This window comes from Pantoea sp. S-LA4 (genome assembly GCF_054482835.1).
In genome coordinates this window covers 769,014-785,923 of the sequence record NZ_JBTLRC010000002.1, presented here as the reverse complement: position 1 = coordinate 785,923, position 16,910 = coordinate 769,014, and the positions used below count along the sequence as shown (strand labels likewise).

16 protein-coding genes are annotated in these 16,910 nt (G+C 59.7%); 11 read left to right on the top strand and 5 right to left on the bottom strand.

Annotated features, from left to right (window positions below):
• Positions 1–24 precede the first annotated feature (24 nt).
• Together ACX3P5_RS04485 and cysS are read right to left on the bottom strand one after the other, a co-directional pair.
• The gene (locus tag ACX3P5_RS04485) at positions 25–1,131 is read right to left on the bottom strand and encodes an AAA family ATPase (RefSeq protein ID WP_458968340.1); all 1,107 of its coding nucleotides are present in this window, start codon (positions 1,129–1,131) and stop codon (positions 25–27) included.
• 31 nt (positions 1,132–1,162) lie between these two features.
• Positions 1,163–2,548: a cysteine--tRNA ligase gene (gene cysS / locus ACX3P5_RS04480; protein WP_233985066.1), complete on the bottom strand. Its 1,386-nt coding sequence runs from the start codon at positions 2,546–2,548 to the stop codon at positions 1,163–1,165.
• Between the two features lie 212 nt (positions 2,549–2,760).
• Here cysS and ppiB point away from each other — a divergent pair, with 212 nt between their 5' ends.
• The 4 genes from ppiB (at position 2,761) to purK (ending at position 5,672) form a co-directional block, all read left to right on the top strand.
• A complete protein-coding gene (gene ppiB, locus ACX3P5_RS04475) occupies positions 2,761–3,255 on the top strand; it encodes a peptidylprolyl isomerase B (protein WP_031376072.1) in 495 nt (164 codons plus the stop codon).
• A complete protein-coding gene (gene lpxH / locus ACX3P5_RS04470) occupies positions 3,255–3,971 on the top strand; it encodes a UDP-2,3-diacylglucosamine diphosphatase (RefSeq protein WP_458968339.1) in 717 nt (238 codons plus the stop codon). The genes ppiB and lpxH overlap by 1 nt, the downstream gene beginning before the upstream one ends.
• Positions 3,972–4,101: 130 nt before the next feature.
• Positions 4,102–4,611, top strand: coding sequence for a 5-(carboxyamino)imidazole ribonucleotide mutase (purE, locus tag ACX3P5_RS04465; RefSeq protein WP_233985068.1), 510 nt, complete (start codon positions 4,102–4,104; stop codon positions 4,609–4,611).
• Complete coding sequence (gene purK / locus ACX3P5_RS04460) at positions 4,608–5,672, top strand: 5-(carboxyamino)imidazole ribonucleotide synthase (protein ID WP_233985069.1); 1,065 nt, start codon at positions 4,608–4,610, stop codon at positions 5,670–5,672. Before purE ends, purK begins: the two co-directional genes overlap by 4 nt.
• 333 nt (positions 5,673–6,005) lie before the next feature.
• Here the strand turns inward: purK and ybbP are convergent, their stop codons facing one another.
• Together ybbP and ybbA are read right to left on the bottom strand one after the other, a co-directional pair.
• Entirely contained in the window at positions 6,006–8,423 is a 2,418-nt protein-coding gene (gene ybbP, locus ACX3P5_RS04455; protein ID WP_458968338.1) for a putative ABC transporter permease subunit YbbP, read from the bottom strand.
• A complete protein-coding gene (gene ybbA, locus ACX3P5_RS04450) occupies positions 8,420–9,106 on the bottom strand; it encodes a putative ABC transporter ATP-binding protein YbbA (protein WP_009091595.1) in 687 nt (228 codons plus the stop codon). The genes ybbP and ybbA overlap by 4 nt, the downstream gene beginning before the upstream one ends.
• On the opposite strand from ybbA, the gene tesA reads away from it, so the two are divergent.
• From tesA to ACX3P5_RS04425, 5 genes are all read left to right on the top strand, one after another.
• Positions 9,074–9,700: a multifunctional acyl-CoA thioesterase I/protease I/lysophospholipase L1 gene (gene tesA, locus ACX3P5_RS04445; protein ID WP_458968337.1), complete on the top strand. Its 627-nt coding sequence runs from the start codon at positions 9,074–9,076 to the stop codon at positions 9,698–9,700. The genes ybbA and tesA overlap by 33 nt on opposite strands.
• 30 nt (positions 9,701–9,730) lie before the next feature.
• On the top strand, positions 9,731–10,504 hold the full coding sequence (locus ACX3P5_RS04440) for an SDR family oxidoreductase (RefSeq protein ID WP_458968336.1): 774 nt from the start codon (positions 9,731–9,733) through the stop codon (positions 10,502–10,504).
• Positions 10,505–10,583: 79 nt separating this feature from the next.
• A complete protein-coding gene (locus ACX3P5_RS04435; RefSeq protein WP_336754817.1) occupies positions 10,584–11,441 on the top strand; it encodes a co-chaperone YbbN in 858 nt (285 codons plus the stop codon).
• Between the two features lie 57 nt (positions 11,442–11,498).
• Positions 11,499–12,413: an SPFH domain-containing protein gene (locus ACX3P5_RS04430; protein WP_233985074.1), complete on the top strand. Its 915-nt coding sequence runs from the start codon at positions 11,499–11,501 to the stop codon at positions 12,411–12,413.
• Positions 12,413–12,871, top strand: coding sequence for an NfeD family protein (locus ACX3P5_RS04425; protein ID WP_458968335.1), 459 nt, complete (start codon positions 12,413–12,415; stop codon positions 12,869–12,871). Before ACX3P5_RS04430 ends, ACX3P5_RS04425 begins: the two co-directional genes overlap by 1 nt.
• Here the strand turns inward: ACX3P5_RS04425 and cueR are convergent.
• Positions 12,847–13,263, bottom strand: coding sequence for a Cu(I)-responsive transcriptional regulator (gene cueR / locus ACX3P5_RS04420; protein WP_233985076.1), 417 nt, complete (start codon positions 13,261–13,263; stop codon positions 12,847–12,849). The two genes, ACX3P5_RS04425 and cueR, sit on opposite strands and share 25 nt — an antisense overlap.
• Before the next feature lie 97 nt (positions 13,264–13,360).
• Here cueR and copA point away from each other — a divergent pair, with 97 nt between their 5' ends.
• Both copA and ACX3P5_RS04410 read left to right on the top strand, forming a co-directional pair.
• Positions 13,361–15,877 carry a copper-exporting P-type ATPase CopA gene (copA, locus tag ACX3P5_RS04415; protein ID WP_336754815.1) on the top strand — a complete coding sequence of 839 codons (2,517 nt, stop codon included), beginning with the start codon at positions 13,361–13,363 and terminating at the stop codon, positions 15,875–15,877.
• 69 nt (positions 15,878–15,946) lie between these two features.
• Complete coding sequence (locus tag ACX3P5_RS04410; RefSeq protein ID WP_233985078.1) at positions 15,947–16,750, top strand: TraB/GumN family protein; 804 nt, start codon at positions 15,947–15,949, stop codon at positions 16,748–16,750.
• Positions 16,751–16,910 lie beyond the last annotated feature (160 nt).

The following is a 16,910-nucleotide window of genomic DNA, read 5'->3' as shown; positions in this document are numbered from 1 at the left end:
TCCGGCGTCCCTGCGGGGACGCTGTTACAACAACGTCTCCCCCTTCACCCGCGTCTCCCCTTCCCGCTGTTCCAGCGCAATATGATTCACCGCCGTGTGCTGCGCAATCAACGTCGCGAGCCGGGGCGAATGGCTGGTGATCCAGAGCTGACTGAACTCACTGGCTTCAGCGATTAAGCGTGCCAGCGCCGGCAGCAGATCTTCATGCAGGCTGTTCTCCGGCTCATTCAGCGCCATAAAGGCGGGTGGACGCGGGCTGAGCAGCGCCACCACCAGACAGAGAAACCGCAGCGTACCGTCAGAAAACTCAGCGCTTTCCAGCGGGCGCAGAATGCCACGTCGCGACATCAGCATCTGAAAACGACCGTTCTGGACCTCCACCTCAAACTGGCTGTCGGGAAAGGCCTGCGCCATTACCTCAAACAACAGCTCTGAATGGCCGCGCTCCACAATGGTCGCCCACGCCGCCGCCAGATTACTGCCGTCATGCGCCAGCACCGGGGCCCGGACGCCAATCTGCGGCGCACGTATCGGTGAGCCAGGCCAGACCGCGAACTCATGATAGAAACGCCACTGCTGCAGACGTTCACGCAGCTGCGAAAGCTCCGGATAGCGATGGGGTTCGCCAAGCTGACCGAACAGCGACTCTTCGGGATGCAGCACCGCCGGATAAGCGACGCGTTCGCCCTCAACGTTGTGCAGAAAGGCGGTCTGATTTTCGCGCTGCATAATGCAGACGGAAGGACGGCGCTGCTGACCGCTCAGCCAGAGTCGCTCCTGCTTCACCAGCGGATCGAGATTGAACAGGCTGGTGACCAGCGGTTCGGGAAAGCCAATCTCCAGCTGGTAATCCATATCCTCCATCACCACCGCCAGCTCCAGCCGCTTTGGATCGTGTCGGCGATCGCCCCGGCGTAAACCTCCGGCCCACATCGCTTTCTGAATGCCGCCTTCGTCAGCCAGCGCCAGCGCCAGACGCCCGCTGGCCGCCTCATGCAGCAGCCGCACCGCTTTATAGAGGTTGGATTTACCGCAGCCATTAGGGCCGCTGACCACATTGAGCTGCTGCAGCGGCAGCGTCAGATCACGAATCGATCGAAAGCCGCGTATCTGAATCTGTTCAATCGCCATAAAAAAAGGGCGATTGCTCGCCCTCTCCGGTTTATTTGCGGCGCCAGCTGGACCCCTGCGGTCCATCTTCAACGATCACGCCGAGCGCGTTGAGCTTGTCGCGGGCGATATCCGCCTGCGCCCAGTCTTTGGCGGCACGCGCATCGGCACGCGCTTTCACCCAATGTTCAATCTCTGCGACTTCTTCATCATTCACCTGCGCGCCACTTTGCAGGAACTGCTCCGGGTCCTGTTGCAGGATGCCCAGCACGTTGGCGATTTCACGCAGCTTCGCCGCCAGGCCATTCGCTGCGTCACGATCTTCACTTTTCAGGCGATTGACTTCACGCGCCATATCAAACAGCACCGAATAGGCTTCCGGCGTGTTGAAGTCATCATCCATGGCGGTGCGGAAACGTGTTTCAAACGCTTCGCCGCCCTGGGCAGGTACGCTGCTGTCGGTGTGGCGCAGCGCGGTGTAGAGACGCTCCAGCGCCGCACGCGCCTGATTCAGGTTATCTTCGCCGTAGTTCAGCTGGCTGCGATAGTGACCGGACATCAGGAAGTAACGCACGGTTTCAGCATCATAATGTTGCAGCACATCACGCACCGTGAAGAAGTTGCCAAGCGATTTCGACATCTTCTCGCGGTCAACCATCACCATGCCGGAGTGCATCCAGTAGTTGACGTAAGGGCCGTCATGGGCGCAGCTCGACTGAGCGATCTCATTTTCATGGTGCGGGAACATCAAATCGGAGCCGCCGCCGTGAATATCGAAATGGGTGCCGAGCTGTTTGCAGTTCATTGCCGAGCACTCGATGTGCCAGCCGGGACGACCATTGCCCCACGGCGATGACCAGGCTGGCTCATCCGCTTTGGACATTTTCCACAGCACGAAGTCCATCGGGTTGCGCTTCACGTCGGCGACTTCAACCCGCGCGCCCGCCTGCAGCTGCTCCAGATCCTGACGGGACAGCGCGCCGTAATCGGTATCGCTAAGCACATCAAACATCACGTCGCCATTGTCCGCCACATAAGCGTGACCGCGAGCGATCAGTGTTTCCACCAGCTCAATGATCTCAGCGATGTGGCGCGTGGCGCGTGGCTCCTGATCGGGCGGCAGAATGCCCAGCGCAGCGAAATCGTTGTGCATCTCACCAATCATCCGGTTGGTCAGGGTTTCGATGCTCTCGCCGTTTTCATTGGCACGCTTGATAATTTTATCGTCGATGTCGGTGATGTTACGCACGTAGTCCAGCTGGTAGCCGAGGTAACGCAGATAGCGTGCCACCACGTCAAACGCCACGAACGTCCGCCCATGACCAATGTGACAGAGGTCATACACCGTGATGCCGCAAACATACATCCCGATTTTACCGGCATGAATGGGTCTGAATTCCTCTTTCTGTCGACTCAGGGTGTTATAAATCTTAAGCATTGAACGGTTCCGTATTGGCGTGTGGTTGACACTTTTAAGTATCCAGACATTGTGCCGTATTTTTATCGCTCGCGCGACGCAAAGCAAGCCAACTGCGCCGCGCTGCTGACGCGTCATCAGAAATTATGATATAAGAACGGTCGACAAAAAGAGGCACGCCAACCGATAAAGCGGCCTCAGCAACTGACGACAACCTTTACAGGACGACAATAATGGTAACTTTCCAGACGAACCATGGCGATATCGTAATCAAAACCTTCGATGATAAAGCGCCGGCAACCGTAAAGAACTTCCTGGATTACTGCCGTGAAGGTTTCTACGACAACACCATTTTCCACCGGGTGATCAATGGTTTTATGATTCAGGGCGGCGGCTTCGAGCCGGGCATGAAGCAGAAAGCCACCAAAGATGAAATCCAGAACGAAGCCAACAATGGCCTGAAAAACACCAAAGGTACGCTGGCTATGGCACGTACCTCTGCGCCGCACTCTGCGACCGCACAGTTTTTCATCAACGTGGCTGACAATGACTTCCTGAACTTCCGTGACGAAAGCGTCCAGGGCTGGGGTTATTGTGTATTCGCCGAAGTGGTTGAAGGCATGGATGTGGTCGAGAAAATCAAGGGCGTTTCTACTGGCCGCAGCGGCATGCACCAGGATGTGCCGAAAGATGACGTGATCATCCAGAAAGTGACCGTCAGCGAGTAATGTCGCGTACCCTGTTTATCGCAGACCTCCATCTGTGTCAGGAAGAACCGGCGATCACCGCCGGTTTTCTGCATTTTTTACAGCGCGAAGCGCCACACTGCGACGCGCTCTATATTCTTGGCGATCTGTTTGAAGCCTGGATTGGTGACGACGATCCGAATCCGCTGCATCAGCAGGTCGCCAGCGCCCTGCGCGCCCTCTCCGTTCCGATCTACTTTATTCATGGCAATCGCGATTTCCTGATCGGTCAGCGCTTCGCCCGCGCCAGCGGGATGACGCTGCTGCCTGAAGAACAGGTTCTGACGCTCTACGGCCACCGCCTGCTGATCATGCACGGCGATACGCTCTGCACCGACGACGCCGGCTATCTGCGTTTTCGCGCTAAAGTCCATAACCGGTGGATTCAGCGGCTGTTTCTTGCGCTGCCACTGTCGCTGCGTAAACGCATCGCCGCCCGGATGCGTGCCGACAGCAAACAGGCCAATCAGCATAAATCCATCTCCATCATGGATGTGAACCACGAGGCGGTCACCGCTACTATGCTGCGCCAGCAGGTACGTCTGCTGATCCACGGCCATACCCACCGTCCGGCCATTCATCAGCTGACGCTACAGGGTGAAACCGCGCAGCGCGCGGTACTGGGTGCCTGGCACAGCCGGGGATCGATGATTCAGCTCGACGCCAGCGGCATTCAGCTGATCGATTTCGACTTTTAATCGTCGGCAAAATCCGTCCCTTTCGCCCGACGCAACCGTTTTCCTTGCTCGCTTCTCATGCTATTCTCTGTGCCCTTCAAAACCTGTCCGCCCGGCCAGGTCTGTTTGTTCATTCACAGGAGTTGACCGCATGTCATCCAACGCCGCCCCGGCCCGCATCGCGATTGTTATGGGTTCTAAAAGTGACTGGTCCACCATGCAGTTCACTGCGGAAATCCTTACCAGCCTGGACGTGCCCTTCCATGTTGAAGTGGTCTCCGCACACCGTACGCCAGATAAACTGTTCAGCTTTGCCGAAACCGCTGCTGACCAGGGTTTTCAGGTCATTATTGCTGGCGCGGGTGGCGCGGCACATCTGCCGGGTATGCTGGCGGCTAAAACCCTGCTGCCGGTACTGGGCGTGCCGGTACAGAGCGCCGCGCTGAGCGGCGTCGATAGCCTCTATTCGATTGTGCAGATGCCGCGCGGGATTCCGGTCGGTACGCTGGCGATCGGCAAAGCTGGTGCCGCCAATGCCGCACTGCTGGCGGCGCAGATTCTGGCAATTCACGACGGCGCGCTGGCATCACGGTTGGCGAACTGGCGTCAGAGCCAGACCGATGAGGTGCTGAATCATCCCGATCCGCGGGAGGACGCATGAAGCCGGTTTGCGTACTCGGTAACGGTCAGTTAGGCCGTATGCTGCGTCAGGCGGGTGAACCGCTGGGGATTGCGGTCTATCCGGTGGGTCTGGATGCCGATCCGGCTGCCCTGCCGATGGCCGACAGCGTCATCACCGCCGAAATCGAGCGCTGGCCGGAAACCGCGCTGACGCGTGAACTGGCGAGCCACCCGGCGTTTGTGAACCGCGAGATTTTTCCGCGTCTGGCCGATCGCTTTACTCAGAAACAGCTGCTGGATCAGCTCCATCTTGCGACTGCGCCTTGGCAGTTGCTGGCCGACCAAAGCGAATGGCCGTCAGTGTTTGACTCGCTCGGCGAACTGGCGATTGTGAAACGTCGCACCGGCGGCTATGACGGTCGCGGCCAGTGGCGTCTGCGCGCCGGTGAAACCGATGCGTTGCCGGAAGAGTGCTATGGCGAATGCATCGTCGAACAGGGAATTAATTTCTCCGGCGAAGTGTCGCTGGTCGGTGCGCGCGGTCACGATGGTGGCACGGTGTTCTATCCGCTGACCCACAACCTGCATCAGGATGGCATTCTGCGCACCAGCGTGGCGTGGCCGGTGGCGGATCAGGCCCGGCAGCAGCAGGCGGAAGCGATGCTGAGCGCCATCATGCAGGAACTGAACTACGTCGGCGTAATGGCGATGGAGTGTTTTGTCACGCCGGACGGTCTGCTGATTAATGAACTGGCGCCGCGCGTTCACAACAGCGGTCACTGGACGCAGAATGGCGCCTCGATCAGCCAGTTTGAACTGCATCTGCGGGCAATTCTGGGGCTGCCGTTGCCACAGCCGGTGGTGTTTGCGCCGTCGGTGATGGTCAATCTGATTGGCACCGCCGTGAACATTGACTGGTTGCAGCAGCCGCTGGTGCATCTGCACTGGTATGACAAAGAGGTGCGTCCGGGCCGTAAGGTCGGGCATCTTAACCTGACCGACGGTGATACCGCGCGGCTCAGGGCGGCCCTTAACGCGCTGGTGCCACAGCTACCGGAAGAGTACGCCAGCGGTATCGCCTGGGCGGTTGAGAAACTGTAATCTCCGCACCGCCTGCTGATGGCTTTATCAGGCGGCTGAGCGCGATGGCGCAGTTCCCGGTAAGTCAGAGGCAGACGCCGGTCACGGGAAACGATCGCAAAGACGCAAAAACGACATCCCTGCCAGCCCGACACGCACCACTGCGCACCTCATCCCTGAGGTGTGCCCGTTGCCGGGCCAATGCGTTGCGGCGTTTTTATCCAGGCGGCGTGACGCATTGCTCTGCGTTTCCCGTGACCCGCTTGCTGGTTCTGGCTGCGATCGGGAAGACGACCGGATGCTGACGACATGCGATCTGGAGGAGGGTTAAACTCAGCCCTTCCTTATGCCGCATCATGCCGCATCAAACTTCCTGAACAGCGCTTTGCCTTTCAGTAACCGCACGCCAAGCCAGCCCCCGCACAGCGACAACAACAACGCGCCGCACAGCGGTAACGCCAGCCACAGCGTCCAGTCAGGCTGCCACGGAAAATCAAAGATCTTGCGCTGCAATCCCCACAGCGCCGCTTCCGCGCCAATCGCCGCGGCGACCCCGGAAACCACGCCAAGCAGGGCAAACTCGTACCATAAGGTGGTGCGCAGCAGCTGTTTACTGGCGCCCAGCGTCCGGTACACCACCAGTTCCTGACGCCGCTGACGCATCCCGACCTGAATCTGCGCCAGCAACAGCAGCACGCCGCAGGCGGTCACCAGGATCACCATAATCTCCAGCGCCTGACTGACCTGCGCCAGCACCTGGCCGATCTGCCGCATGATACTGCCGATATCCAGCAGACTCAGCGCCGGGAAGCTACGGTTCAGCTCCGCCAGTAATGCCGGATTGGCCTCCATACGGAAGCTGGTGAGCCAGGTCTGCGGCTGGCTATCCAGCGCGCCCGGCGGGAAGATAAAGAAGAAATTCGGCTTCAGGCTCTCCCAGTCCACTTTACGCAGGCTGGTGATTCTGGCGCTGAATTTTTGCGTATCGCCATCAAAGGTCAGGGTATCACCCAGCTTCAGCCCTAAGCGATTCGCCAGCTCCGCCTCCATCGAGACCTCGCCCGCTTTCGGCGGCCAGCGACCGGCAACCAGCGGATTATGATCCGGCCGCTCCGCCAGCGCGGTGAGGTTAAGCTCACGGTTGAGAGCGTTATCCCGCGTCGGATCGGCCGGTTTGCCATTGAGTTCGCTGAGCCGCACCCGCGCTATCGGGTAGAAGGTTTCGGGTTTGATCTGATGAGACTGCAGGAAATCGCGCACCTGCGGCACCTGATCCGCCGTCATATTCAGCAGGAAGAAGTTCGGACTGTCGGCCGGTAGCTGCTGCTGCCAGCGATCCAGCAGATCGCCACGCATCACCAGCAGCAGCGCCAGCAGCATAAACGACAGCGAAAAGGCGGAGAGCTGACTCAGCGTGATGCCCGGCTGACGCAGCAGGCGGTTGATCGCCAGCCGTAATGCCAGGTTGCGCACCACCAGCCGACGCAGCAGCAGCAGCGTACCCCAGCCCAGCAACGACAGCAGTCCGGCCAGCACCACCACGCCTGCCAGCAGCGCCCACAGCATTTTACTGCCGCCTACCAGCAGCGCCAGCAGCCCCACCACCACCGCAGCCATCAGCGGAATATAGATTTTCAGCGGCCACAGGTTAGCGACCGCATCACGCCGCAGCACCCGCAACGGCTGCGTCGCCAGCAGCAGGCGATAAGGCCGCAGCCCCACCAGCAGCGAGATAACGAACAGCGAGCCAACCGCCCAGACCCACGGCCAGACGCTGGCCGCCGGTAAGCTGGCCGGCAGCACCGGTTTCAGCATCGCCATCAGTACCGCTTCAACCGCCTGGCCCAGCACGCTGCCTGCTATTGCCGCCAGCAGCAGCACCGCCAGCCACTGACCGATAATCAACTTCTGCAACGCCCCCTGAGTGGCCCCCAGCGTCTTCAGCACCGCCACCAGATCGTAGCGACTGCGGCAATAGTGGCTCATGGCCACTGCCACCGCGGCAATCGCCAGCATCAGGGTCAGCAGCGCAGATAACAGCAGGAACTGTTGTGCCCGCTGCATCGAACGTCCCAGCGCATCCTCTGAGTTTTCCACGCTGATCCAGCGCTGGTCAGCTTTGATCTGCGGCTCTATCCAGCGGTCATAACGCGCCAGCTGCTCCGGGTTACCGGAAAATTTGTAGCGCCAGCTGATACGGCTGCCGGGCTGAATCGCTCCGGTTTTTGCCGCATCCGCCAGGTTGATCAGCAGCCGCGGTGCCATCTCAAACGGGTTAAAACCGCCGTCCGGCTCCTGAATCACTTCACCGGCAATCCGTAGCTGAGTATCGCCCACCTCAAGCAGATCGCCGACCTTGAGATTGAGCAACGCCATCAGCCGCGGTGCCGCCAGCGCGGTGCCCGCCTGCGGCTTCAGATCCGCGGGTTGGGTCTGCAACGTGCCAAACATCGGATAGCGATCATCCACCGCCTTCACGGCTGCCAGCTGCGGCGTCTGATCGGCAAAGGTCATGGTCATAAAGGTTAGCTGCCGGCTGACCGTCAACCCGGTTTCCCGCGCTTTCTCCAGCCACGCCTCCGGCGCCGCATCACTGCTGCGCAGCGTCCGGTCGCCCGCCATAAAATCACGGCTCTGCTGGCTGAGGCCTTTCTCCATCCGATCGCTGATCGACCCCAGCGCCAGCACGCAGGCCACCGCCAGCGTCAACGCCAGCCAGACAATTAACAGCGAGGGCGAGCGCCACTCGCGCCAGAACCAGCGCCAGATCATTGCTCCTCCCACAATTTACCGTCACGCAGCCGCAGGCGACGATCGCAGCGCGCCGCCAGTTGCTCATCGTGGGTGACCAGAATCAGGGTGGTGGCAAAATCGCGGTTCAGCGAAAACAGCAGGTCGGCGATGCGATCGCCGGTTTTGCGGTCAAGATTGCCGGTCGGCTCATCGGCAAACAGCAGGCCTGGACGGCCACTGAAGGCACGCGCCAGCGCCACACGCTGCTGCTCGCCGCCGGAAAGCTGCGCCGGCAGATGGTGCAGACGCTCACCCAGCCCGAGCAGCGTCAACAGTTCCCGCGCCTGCTCGCGGCTCTGACGATCGCTGTCACCCCGCAGCAGCGACGGCAGTTGCACATTTTCCAGCGCATTCAGGGTCGGCACCAGCATAAAAGACTGAAAGACAAACCCGACCTGGCGGGCGCGTAACGCCGCACGCTGCTCTTCATTCATCTGGTGCAGCGGCTGGCCCAGCAGATGAACCTCACCGCTGCTGCCATCGTCCAGCCCGGCCAGAATCCCCAGCAGGGTTGACTTACCGGAGCCCGACTCGCCGATCAGCGCGATGGTCTCGGCTGGTTTGACAACTAACTCAACTCCGGTAAGGATGGTTAACTGATGCTCTCCCTGACCGACGGATTTAGTAAGATGATGAACTTCAACAATGTTTTCCGCTGGCATTATCCCTTCCTGTTATTGATTCTTTTGCTGGTGTCGCGTTTTGCCGCCGCTGACACCCTGATGGTACTGGGCGACAGCCTGAGCGCCGGATATCGGATGTCTGCGACTGCGGCCTGGCCGAGCCTGCTGGATAAGCAGTGGCAACAGCAGCCCAGAGTGATCAACGCCAGCATCAGCGGCGATACCGCCGCACAAGGACTGGCGCGTTTGCCGGCGCTATTAAAGCAGCATCAGCCGCAATGGGTGTTAATCGAATTGGGCGGTAACGACGGTCTGCGCGGTTTCCCGCCCGATGATATCGCGCAAAATCTGCGTAAAGTGATCGACGATGTTAAAGCCGCCAACGCGAAGCCGCTGCTGATGCAGATTCGGCTGCCGGCCAATTACGGACGCCGCTATACCGAGGCGTTCAGCGGTATCTATCCTGATTTAGCGCAGCAGTACAATATTCCGCTGGTGCCCTTTTTCATGGAGCAGGTCTATCTGAAGCCGGAGTGGATGCAGCAGGACGGTATTCATCCCAATCCGGATGCGCAATCTTTTATTGCGCAGCTGATGGCAAAAGAGCTGGCTCCCTTAGTTAAGCAGCCGTAGCGCGAACAGGCGTGCAAAAAGGGTAAAGAAATGCAAAAAACCATCCTGATAACAGGTTGTTCCAGCGGTATTGGTCTGGTGGCGGCGCACGATTTACAGGCGCGCGGCTACCGGGTGATCGCCGCCTGCCGCAAGGCGGATGATGTGGCGCGCATGGAGACGCTGGGTTTTATCGGACTGCAGCTGGATCTCGACGATCCACACAGCGTCGATCACGCCGCTGATAAGGTCATCGCGCTCAGCAATAACTGTCTCGCCGGCCTGTTTAATAATGCCGGTTTTGGTCTTTATGGACCGTTACGCACCCTCTCTCGTCAGCAGCTGGAGCAGCAGTTTTCCAGTAACTTTTTCGGCGTTCATCAGCTGACGCTGCGGCTGATCCCCGCGCTGGCGGCCAGCGGCGATGGCCGGATTATTAATACCAGTTCGGTGCTCGGGCTGATCTCGACGCCGGGCCGGGGCGCGTACGCCGCCAGTAAGTATGCGCTGGAAGCCTGGAGCGATGCGCTGCGGCTGGAGCTGCGGAGCAGTCAGATCCGCGTCAGCCTGATTGAACCGGGCCCGATTCACACCCGTTTCACCGATAATGTGACCCAGGGCGAGCAGGATAAGCCGGTGCACAATCCGGGCATTGCCGCGCGCTTTACGCTGCCACCGGAGGCCATTCTGCCTAAACTTCGTCATGCACTCGAGAGTAAACATCCACGTTTACGCTATCCGGTGACGCTGGTCGCACATGCCATGAGCCTGTTGAAACGCTTGTTGCCAGGCTTGATGCTGGATCGCATTTTGCGCAGTCATTAAGCGCCCGGCCTGATTAGAACTTGAAGCGCGGCCAGTCGGCCCCATATTCTTTAAACACTTTTTGCAAAGAGACTTCTCCATGTCACCACATGCTTCGATAATCGACATCAACGAATCTAACCTGCATCAGACGCTTGAGCAGTCGATGCAGCTGCCGGTGCTGTTTTACTTCTGGTCTGAGCGCAGCCAGCATTGCCAGGAGCTGACGCCGGTGCTGGAGCGGCTGGCGCAGGAGTATGCCGGCCAGTTTATTCTCGCCCGACTGGATTGCGATAAAGAGCAAATGGTGGCGTCGCAGTTTGGTCTGCGCTCGATTCCAACCGTCTATCTGTTCCAGAACGGTCAGCCGGTCGATGGCTTCCAGGGACCACAACCCGAAGAAGCGATTCGCGCCCTGCTGGAAAAAGTGCTGCCGCGTGAAGAGGAGCTGAAAGCCCAGCAGGCGATGGCGCTGATGGAAGAAGGCAAGCCGCTGGAGGCGCTGCCGCTGTTAAAAGAGGCCTGGCAGCTGAGCAACCAGTCGAGCGAAATTGGCTTTCTGCTGGCCGAGGTGCTGATCACCCTGAGCCGCAGCGATGAAGCGGAAACGGTGCTGAAAGCCGTACCGTTACAGGATCAGGATACCCGTTATCAAAGCCTGATGGCGCAGATCGATCTGCTGAAACAGGCCGCAGATACGCCGGAGATTCAGCAGCTGCAATCTCAGTTGGAAGCCGACCCATCTAACGCCGGACTGGCTGCTAAACTCTCGTTACAGCTGCATCAGGTGGGTCGTAATGAAGAAGCGCTGGAACTGCTTTTCAGCTTCCTGAAATCTGATCTTAACGCTGCTGACGGCCAGGCGCGTAAAATGCTGCAGGAGATTCTGGCGGCGCTGGGAACCGGCGACGCACTCGCTGCCCGTTACCGTCGCCAGCTCTATTCCCTGCTCTACTAACGGCGGGACCACGGGCCGAAGCGACTCGGCCCGTTAATCTGACAACGCGGAGGTTGTATGATAACTGTAATTCCTGCTCTGATCGTGCTGGCGCTGGTGGCTGTCTGGGCGACCGTCAAGATTGTGCCACAGGGTTTTCAATGGACGGTTGAGCGTTTTGGCCGTTATACCCGCACGCTGCAACCCGGGTTAAGCCTGGTGGTGCCGTTCATGGATCGTGTCGGTCGTAAGATCAACATGATGGAACAGGTACTGGATATCCCCTCGCAAGAGATCATCTCTAAAGATAACGCCAACGTCACCATCGATGCGGTCTGCTTTATTCAGGTCGTTGACCCGGCGCGTGCCGCATATGAAGTCAGCAATCTTGAGCAGGCTATTCTGAACCTTACCATGACCAATATGCGCACCGTGCTTGGCAGCATGGAGCTGGACGAAATGTTGTCGCAACGCGACAGCATCAACACCCGCCTGCTGCATATCGTCGATGAAGCGACCAATCCGTGGGGCGTCAAGATTACCCGCATCGAGATCCGCGATGTTCGTCCGCCGCAGGAGCTGATCGGTGCGATGAATGCGCAGATGAAAGCGGAGCGGACCAAGCGCGCCGATATTCTCACGGCGGAAGGGGTTCGCCAGGCGGCTATCCTGCGCGCCGAAGGGGATAAACAGTCGCAGATCCTTAAAGCCGAAGGGGAACGGACCTCGGCGTTCCTGCAGGCAGAGGCGCGGGAACGGCAGGCGGAAGCGGAAGCCAACGCCACCAAAATGGTCTCTGAGGCGATTGCCGCGGGCGATATCCAGGCGATCAACTACTTCGTGGCACAGAAATATACCGACGCGCTGCAAAAAATTGGCGAAGCCGATAACAGTAAAGTGGTGATGATGCCGCTGGAGGCAAGCAGCCTGCTCGGTTCGATTGCCGGCATCGGTGAACTGCTGAAAGCATCCCGTACCGAGTCGAAACGCTGATGCTGGTCGATATCATTGCCCATCCGCACTGGTTCTGGCTGACGCTGGGCGGACTGCTACTGGCAGCAGAGATGCTGGGCACCAGCGGTTATCTGCTGTGGAGCGGCCTGGCCGCGGTAATGGTCGGCATTATCGAATGGGTAATGCCGTTTAGCTGGACCGCTCAGGGCTCAATGTTTGCCGTTCTGACGCTGGTCTGCGTCTTTTTATGGTATCGCTGGATGCGCCATCGGGAAGCGCATCAGACGCCGAATGCCCTTAATCAGCGCGGCAGCCAGATGATTGGCCTGCAGTTAACGCTGGAGAGCGCGCTGCACAACCGCACCGGCCATGTGCGAATCGGTGACAGCAGCTGGCGGGTAGAGGCAGAGCGGGATCTGCCAGCGGGCACGCCGGTCGAAGTGGTGGCGGTTGAAGGCATTACTCTGCGCATTCAGCCGCGCTTACCGCCCGGCTGAGAACAGCATCCGGCCAGATTATTGATGATCGGGCATTCGGCGCTGTCGTCGCCCGGACAGGCCTCGGCCAGCGCCAGTAAGCGTGCGCGCATCGCGTGCAGCTCTTCAATATGTGCCGCAATCTCATCGGCTTTCTGTAAGGTACGCGCCTTGACGTCGGCGCTGTGGCGCGACGGATTATTGAACAGCGCCACCAGTTCACGGCACTCATCCAGCGTAAAGCCAACCTGACGCGCCTGGCGCAACAGATTGAGTTCATCCAGATGGCGCATGCTGTAGCTGCGATAGCCATTTTCACTGCGCAACGGGGGCGTGACGACCCCCTTCTCTTCATAAAAACGAATCGCCTTGCTGGTCAGCCCGGTCTTTTTCGCCACATCGCTGATGTTCATTTTGTCCCCCTTGACCTTCCCCTTGATGGAAGGTTTATGCTTAATCATGAATCGAAACTGACCAGCCGGTCAAATCTGATCACACAAGGAGTTCATCATGTCACAGACCATTTCTCTGGCCCTGGACGGTCTGTCCTGCGGCCATTGCGTTAAACGGGTGAAAGAGGCGCTGGAACAGCGGGACGATGTTGAGCAGGCAGAGGTTACCCAGCAGGAAGCGCGGGTTTCCGGCGCGGCCGATGCGGCAGCCCTGATCGCCACCGTCGAACAGGCGGGCTATCACGCCACGCTGAAAGCGGCTGACGCTTCCCCAAAGCCTGAGCCGTTGACAGCATCGGAGCCGCCGCCGGAGGCGCTGACAACGGATACGCTCTCCCGTCCGGCAGAAAAAAACGTTCCCGCTCACATGCTGCTGATTGACGGCATGACCTGCGCCAGCTGCGTCAGCCGGGTTGAAAAGGCACTGCAGCAGGTGCCCGGCGTCAGTCAGGCCCGGGTTAACCTGGGCGAACGCAGCGCGCTGGTGCTGGGCGAGGTCGAACCGCAACAGCTGGTCGCCGCGGTGGATGCCGCGGGTTACGGCGCGCAGGTGGTCGACGATGAGCAGGAGCGGCGTGAGAAACAGCAGCAGAGTTCACGTCGCGCGATGCGCCGTTTCAGCTGGCAGGCGGCAGTGGCACTGGTTTTTGGTGTGCCGCTGATGATCTGGGGAATGATGGGCGACAACATGATGCTCACCGCCAGCAACCACGGCCGCTGGCTGACGCTGGGCGTTATCACGCTGCTGGTGATGGTGATCACCGGCACTCATTTCTATCGCAGCGCCTGGCGCAGCGCGCGCAACGGCAGCGCTACCATGGACACGCTGGTGGCACTGGGTACTGCCGCGGCCTGGATCTACTCGTTCAGCGTGGTGCTGTGGCCCGACTTTTTCCCGGCGCAGGCGCGGCATCTCTATTTCGAAGCCAGCGTCATGATCCTTGGGTTGATCAATCTCGGTCATGCGCTGGAGCAGCGGGCGCGTCAGCGATCGTCAAAAGCGCTGGAACGTCTGCTCGATCTGACCCCGGCGCAGGCGCGACGGGTCGATCCTCAGGGCGATACGCTGATCCCGATCGATGCGGTGCAGGCCGGCATGACGTTGCGTCTGGTAACCGGCGATCGGGTGCCGGTCGATGGTGAGATCACCGCAGGCGTTGCCTGGTTTGATGAGGCGATGCTGACCGGCGAAGCGGTGCCACAAAGCAAAAGCCAGGGCGACGCGGTGTTTGCCGGTACCCTGGTTCAGGATGGCTCAGTGCAGTTTGAAGCCCGCGCAACCGGCAGCCACACCACGCTGTCGCGCATTATCCGGCTGGTGCGTCAGGCGCAAAGCAGCAAGCCCGATGTCGGCCGGTTAGCCGATCGCATCTCCGCGGTTTTCGTCCCGGTGGTGGTGGCGATTGCGCTGATCAGCGGCGGCATCTGGTACCTGTTCGGACCGCAGCCGCAGATCGCCTATATGCTGGTGATTGCCACTACCGTGCTGATCATTGCCTGTCCCTGTGCGTTAGGGCTGGCAACGCCGATGTCGATTATCGCGGGCGTAGGTCGTGCCGCCGAGCTGGGCGTGCTGGTGCGAGATGCCGATGCGTTACAGCGCGCCAGCCAGATCGACACGCTGGTGTTTGATAAAACCGGTACCCTGACTGCGGGTACGCCGCAGGTCAGCGAGGTGCGGGTCTGGGGTACAGCCAGCCGTAAATCGGTATTACAGAGTGCCGCCGCGCTGGAGTTCTCCTCCGGTCATCCGCTGGCAAAAGCCATTGTTGCCGAAGCTGACCTGCAGAGTCCGCCTGCACTGGCACAATTTCGTACAATACGCGGCAAGGGCGTCAGCGGCATACTTGATGGCAGAGCACTGCTGCTGGGCAATGCCGCCCTGCTGCAGGAAAACGGGGTGGATTGCCAGCCCGCCGCAGCCGATATCGAACGCCTGACGCAACAGGGCGCGACGCCGGTGTTGCTGGCTGAGCAGGGCCAGTTGATCGGCCTGATCGCCCTGCGCGATGCCCTGCGGCCGGAGAGCGCAACGGCGCTGAAGCGGCTGCATCAGTCGGGTTATCGCCTGATTATGCTCACCGGCGACCATCAGAAAACCGCGCAGGCCATTGCGGCTGAAGTGGGGATTGATGAGGTGATCGCGGGCGTACTGCCGGAAGGCAAAGCCGCGGCGATTGCGCAGTTGCAGCAGCAGGGACGACGCGTTGCGATGGTCGGTGACGGCATTAACGATGCGCCGGCACTGGCCCAGGCTGAAGTGGGTATTGCGATGGGCGGCGGCAGCGATGTGGCGGTTGAAACCGCGGGCATTACCCTGATGCGCGCCGATCTCAACAGCGTGGCCGATGCGTTAGCGATCTCCTCAGCGACGCTGCGGAATATCCGGCAGAACCTGTTCGGCGCATTTATTTATAACAGCATCGGTATTCCGGTGGCGGCTGGCGTGCTCTATCCGCTGACCGGTACGTTACTCAGCCCGATTGTGGCGGGTGCTGCGATGGCGCTCTCCTCAATTACCGTGGTGGCGAATGCTAATCGCCTGCTGCGCTATCAGCCCCCGCGCCAGGATTAGCCGTTTCGGTGCTGTTTTTCAAAGCCTGAAGCCGCTAGCATGGGGGTTTAACATAGCGAAGGATCGGGAATGACAGGCAACGTTTGGCGCTCACTGCGCGGCTTTATCAGCCAACTCTTTCCCGCCAGTTATCGCTGGCCGGCCATGGATGTCCGGCTCGGCGATTGTCATCTGCACCTGGTGGGCAGCATTCATATGGGCACGCGGGATATGCAGCCGCTGCCTGCGCGGCTGCTGCGTCAGTTGCAGAAAGCGGATGCACTGATCGTCGAAGCGGATATCACTCAGGGTGGCTCACCGTTCGATCGCAGCGCAGAACGTCCACCGCTGGCTACCCGGCTGGATGACGCGGCTCTGCAGACGCTCACCGGCCTGTGTGATGAGATGAACCTGTCGATCGGTTCGTTTGACACCCTGCCCGCCTGGCAAATTGCACTGATGCTACAGGCGCAGCAGGCGCAGCGGCTGGGATTACGCCCCGACTACGGCATTGACTATCAGCTGTTGCAGGCAGCAAAGCAGTGGAACAAGCCGGTGATAGAGCTGGAGGGCGCTGAGGCGCAGATCGCCCTGCTGAATACCCTGCCGGATGATGGTATGGCGCTGCTGCAGGATACGCTGACCCACTGGCATACCAACGCCCGGCTGCTGCAGATGATGGTGAGCTGGTGGCTGGATACGCCGCCGCGCCAGCCGCAGATTGCGCTGCCCGCGACCTTCAGTCAGGCGCTGAATGATACGTTGATCGGTCAGCGTAATGCGCAGTGGCGGGATAAACTGCAGGCCTTAGCGGCGGGAGAATATGTGGTGGCAGTTGGTGCGCTGCATCTTTACGGTGAGGATAACCTGCCCGGGATGCTGAAGAAGCCCTGAAAAAAAGAGAGCCGGTAATGTTACCGGCCCGTCAAAGAGGAATTTGTTTATGATTTTGGTTATCGCTCAGCAATCAGATTGCTGGCGCGCGGCCAATTCTCGCCCAAAGCACAAATTTTCGCCACCTTTATTCATTCATCAGTGGTAATAAGATTTTTCT

What these genes read in the sequence shown, in the direction of transcription:
- ACX3P5_RS04425 (WP_458968335.1), top strand. Translation starts at nt 12,413, where the DNA reads ATGCTGGTCGATATCATTGCCCATCCGCACTGGTTCTGGCTGACGCTG.
- copA (WP_336754815.1), top strand. Translation starts at nt 13,361, where the DNA reads ATGTCACAGACCATTTCTCTGGCCCTGGACGGTCTGTCCTGCGGCCAT.
- cueR (WP_233985076.1), bottom strand. Translation starts at nt 13,263, where the DNA reads ATGAACATCAGCGATGTGGCGAAAAAGACCGGGCTGACCAGCAAGGCG.
- ACX3P5_RS04430 (WP_233985074.1), top strand. Translation starts at nt 11,499, where the DNA reads ATGATAACTGTAATTCCTGCTCTGATCGTGCTGGCGCTGGTGGCTGTC.
- purE (WP_233985068.1), top strand. Translation starts at nt 4,102, where the DNA reads ATGTCATCCAACGCCGCCCCGGCCCGCATCGCGATTGTTATGGGTTCT.
- ybbA (WP_009091595.1), bottom strand. Translation starts at nt 9,106, where the DNA reads ATGCCAGCGGAAAACATTGTTGAAGTTCATCATCTTACTAAATCCGTC.
- lpxH (WP_458968339.1), top strand. Translation starts at nt 3,255, where the DNA reads ATGTCGCGTACCCTGTTTATCGCAGACCTCCATCTGTGTCAGGAAGAA.
- ACX3P5_RS04485 (WP_458968340.1), bottom strand. Translation starts at nt 1,131, where the DNA reads ATGGCGATTGAACAGATTCAGATACGCGGCTTTCGATCGATTCGTGAT.
- ACX3P5_RS04440 (WP_458968336.1), top strand. Translation starts at nt 9,731, where the DNA reads ATGCAAAAAACCATCCTGATAACAGGTTGTTCCAGCGGTATTGGTCTG.
- cysS (WP_233985066.1), bottom strand. Translation starts at nt 2,548, where the DNA reads ATGCTTAAGATTTATAACACCCTGAGTCGACAGAAAGAGGAATTCAGA.
- ACX3P5_RS04410 (WP_233985078.1), top strand. Translation starts at nt 15,947, where the DNA reads ATGACAGGCAACGTTTGGCGCTCACTGCGCGGCTTTATCAGCCAACTC.
- ppiB (WP_031376072.1), top strand. Translation starts at nt 2,761, where the DNA reads ATGGTAACTTTCCAGACGAACCATGGCGATATCGTAATCAAAACCTTC.
- purK (WP_233985069.1), top strand. Translation starts at nt 4,608, where the DNA reads ATGAAGCCGGTTTGCGTACTCGGTAACGGTCAGTTAGGCCGTATGCTG.
- ACX3P5_RS04435 (WP_336754817.1), top strand. Translation starts at nt 10,584, where the DNA reads ATGTCACCACATGCTTCGATAATCGACATCAACGAATCTAACCTGCAT.
- ybbP (WP_458968338.1), bottom strand. Translation starts at nt 8,423, where the DNA reads ATGATCTGGCGCTGGTTCTGGCGCGAGTGGCGCTCGCCCTCGCTGTTA.
- tesA (WP_458968337.1), top strand. Translation starts at nt 9,074, where the DNA reads ATGATGAACTTCAACAATGTTTTCCGCTGGCATTATCCCTTCCTGTTA.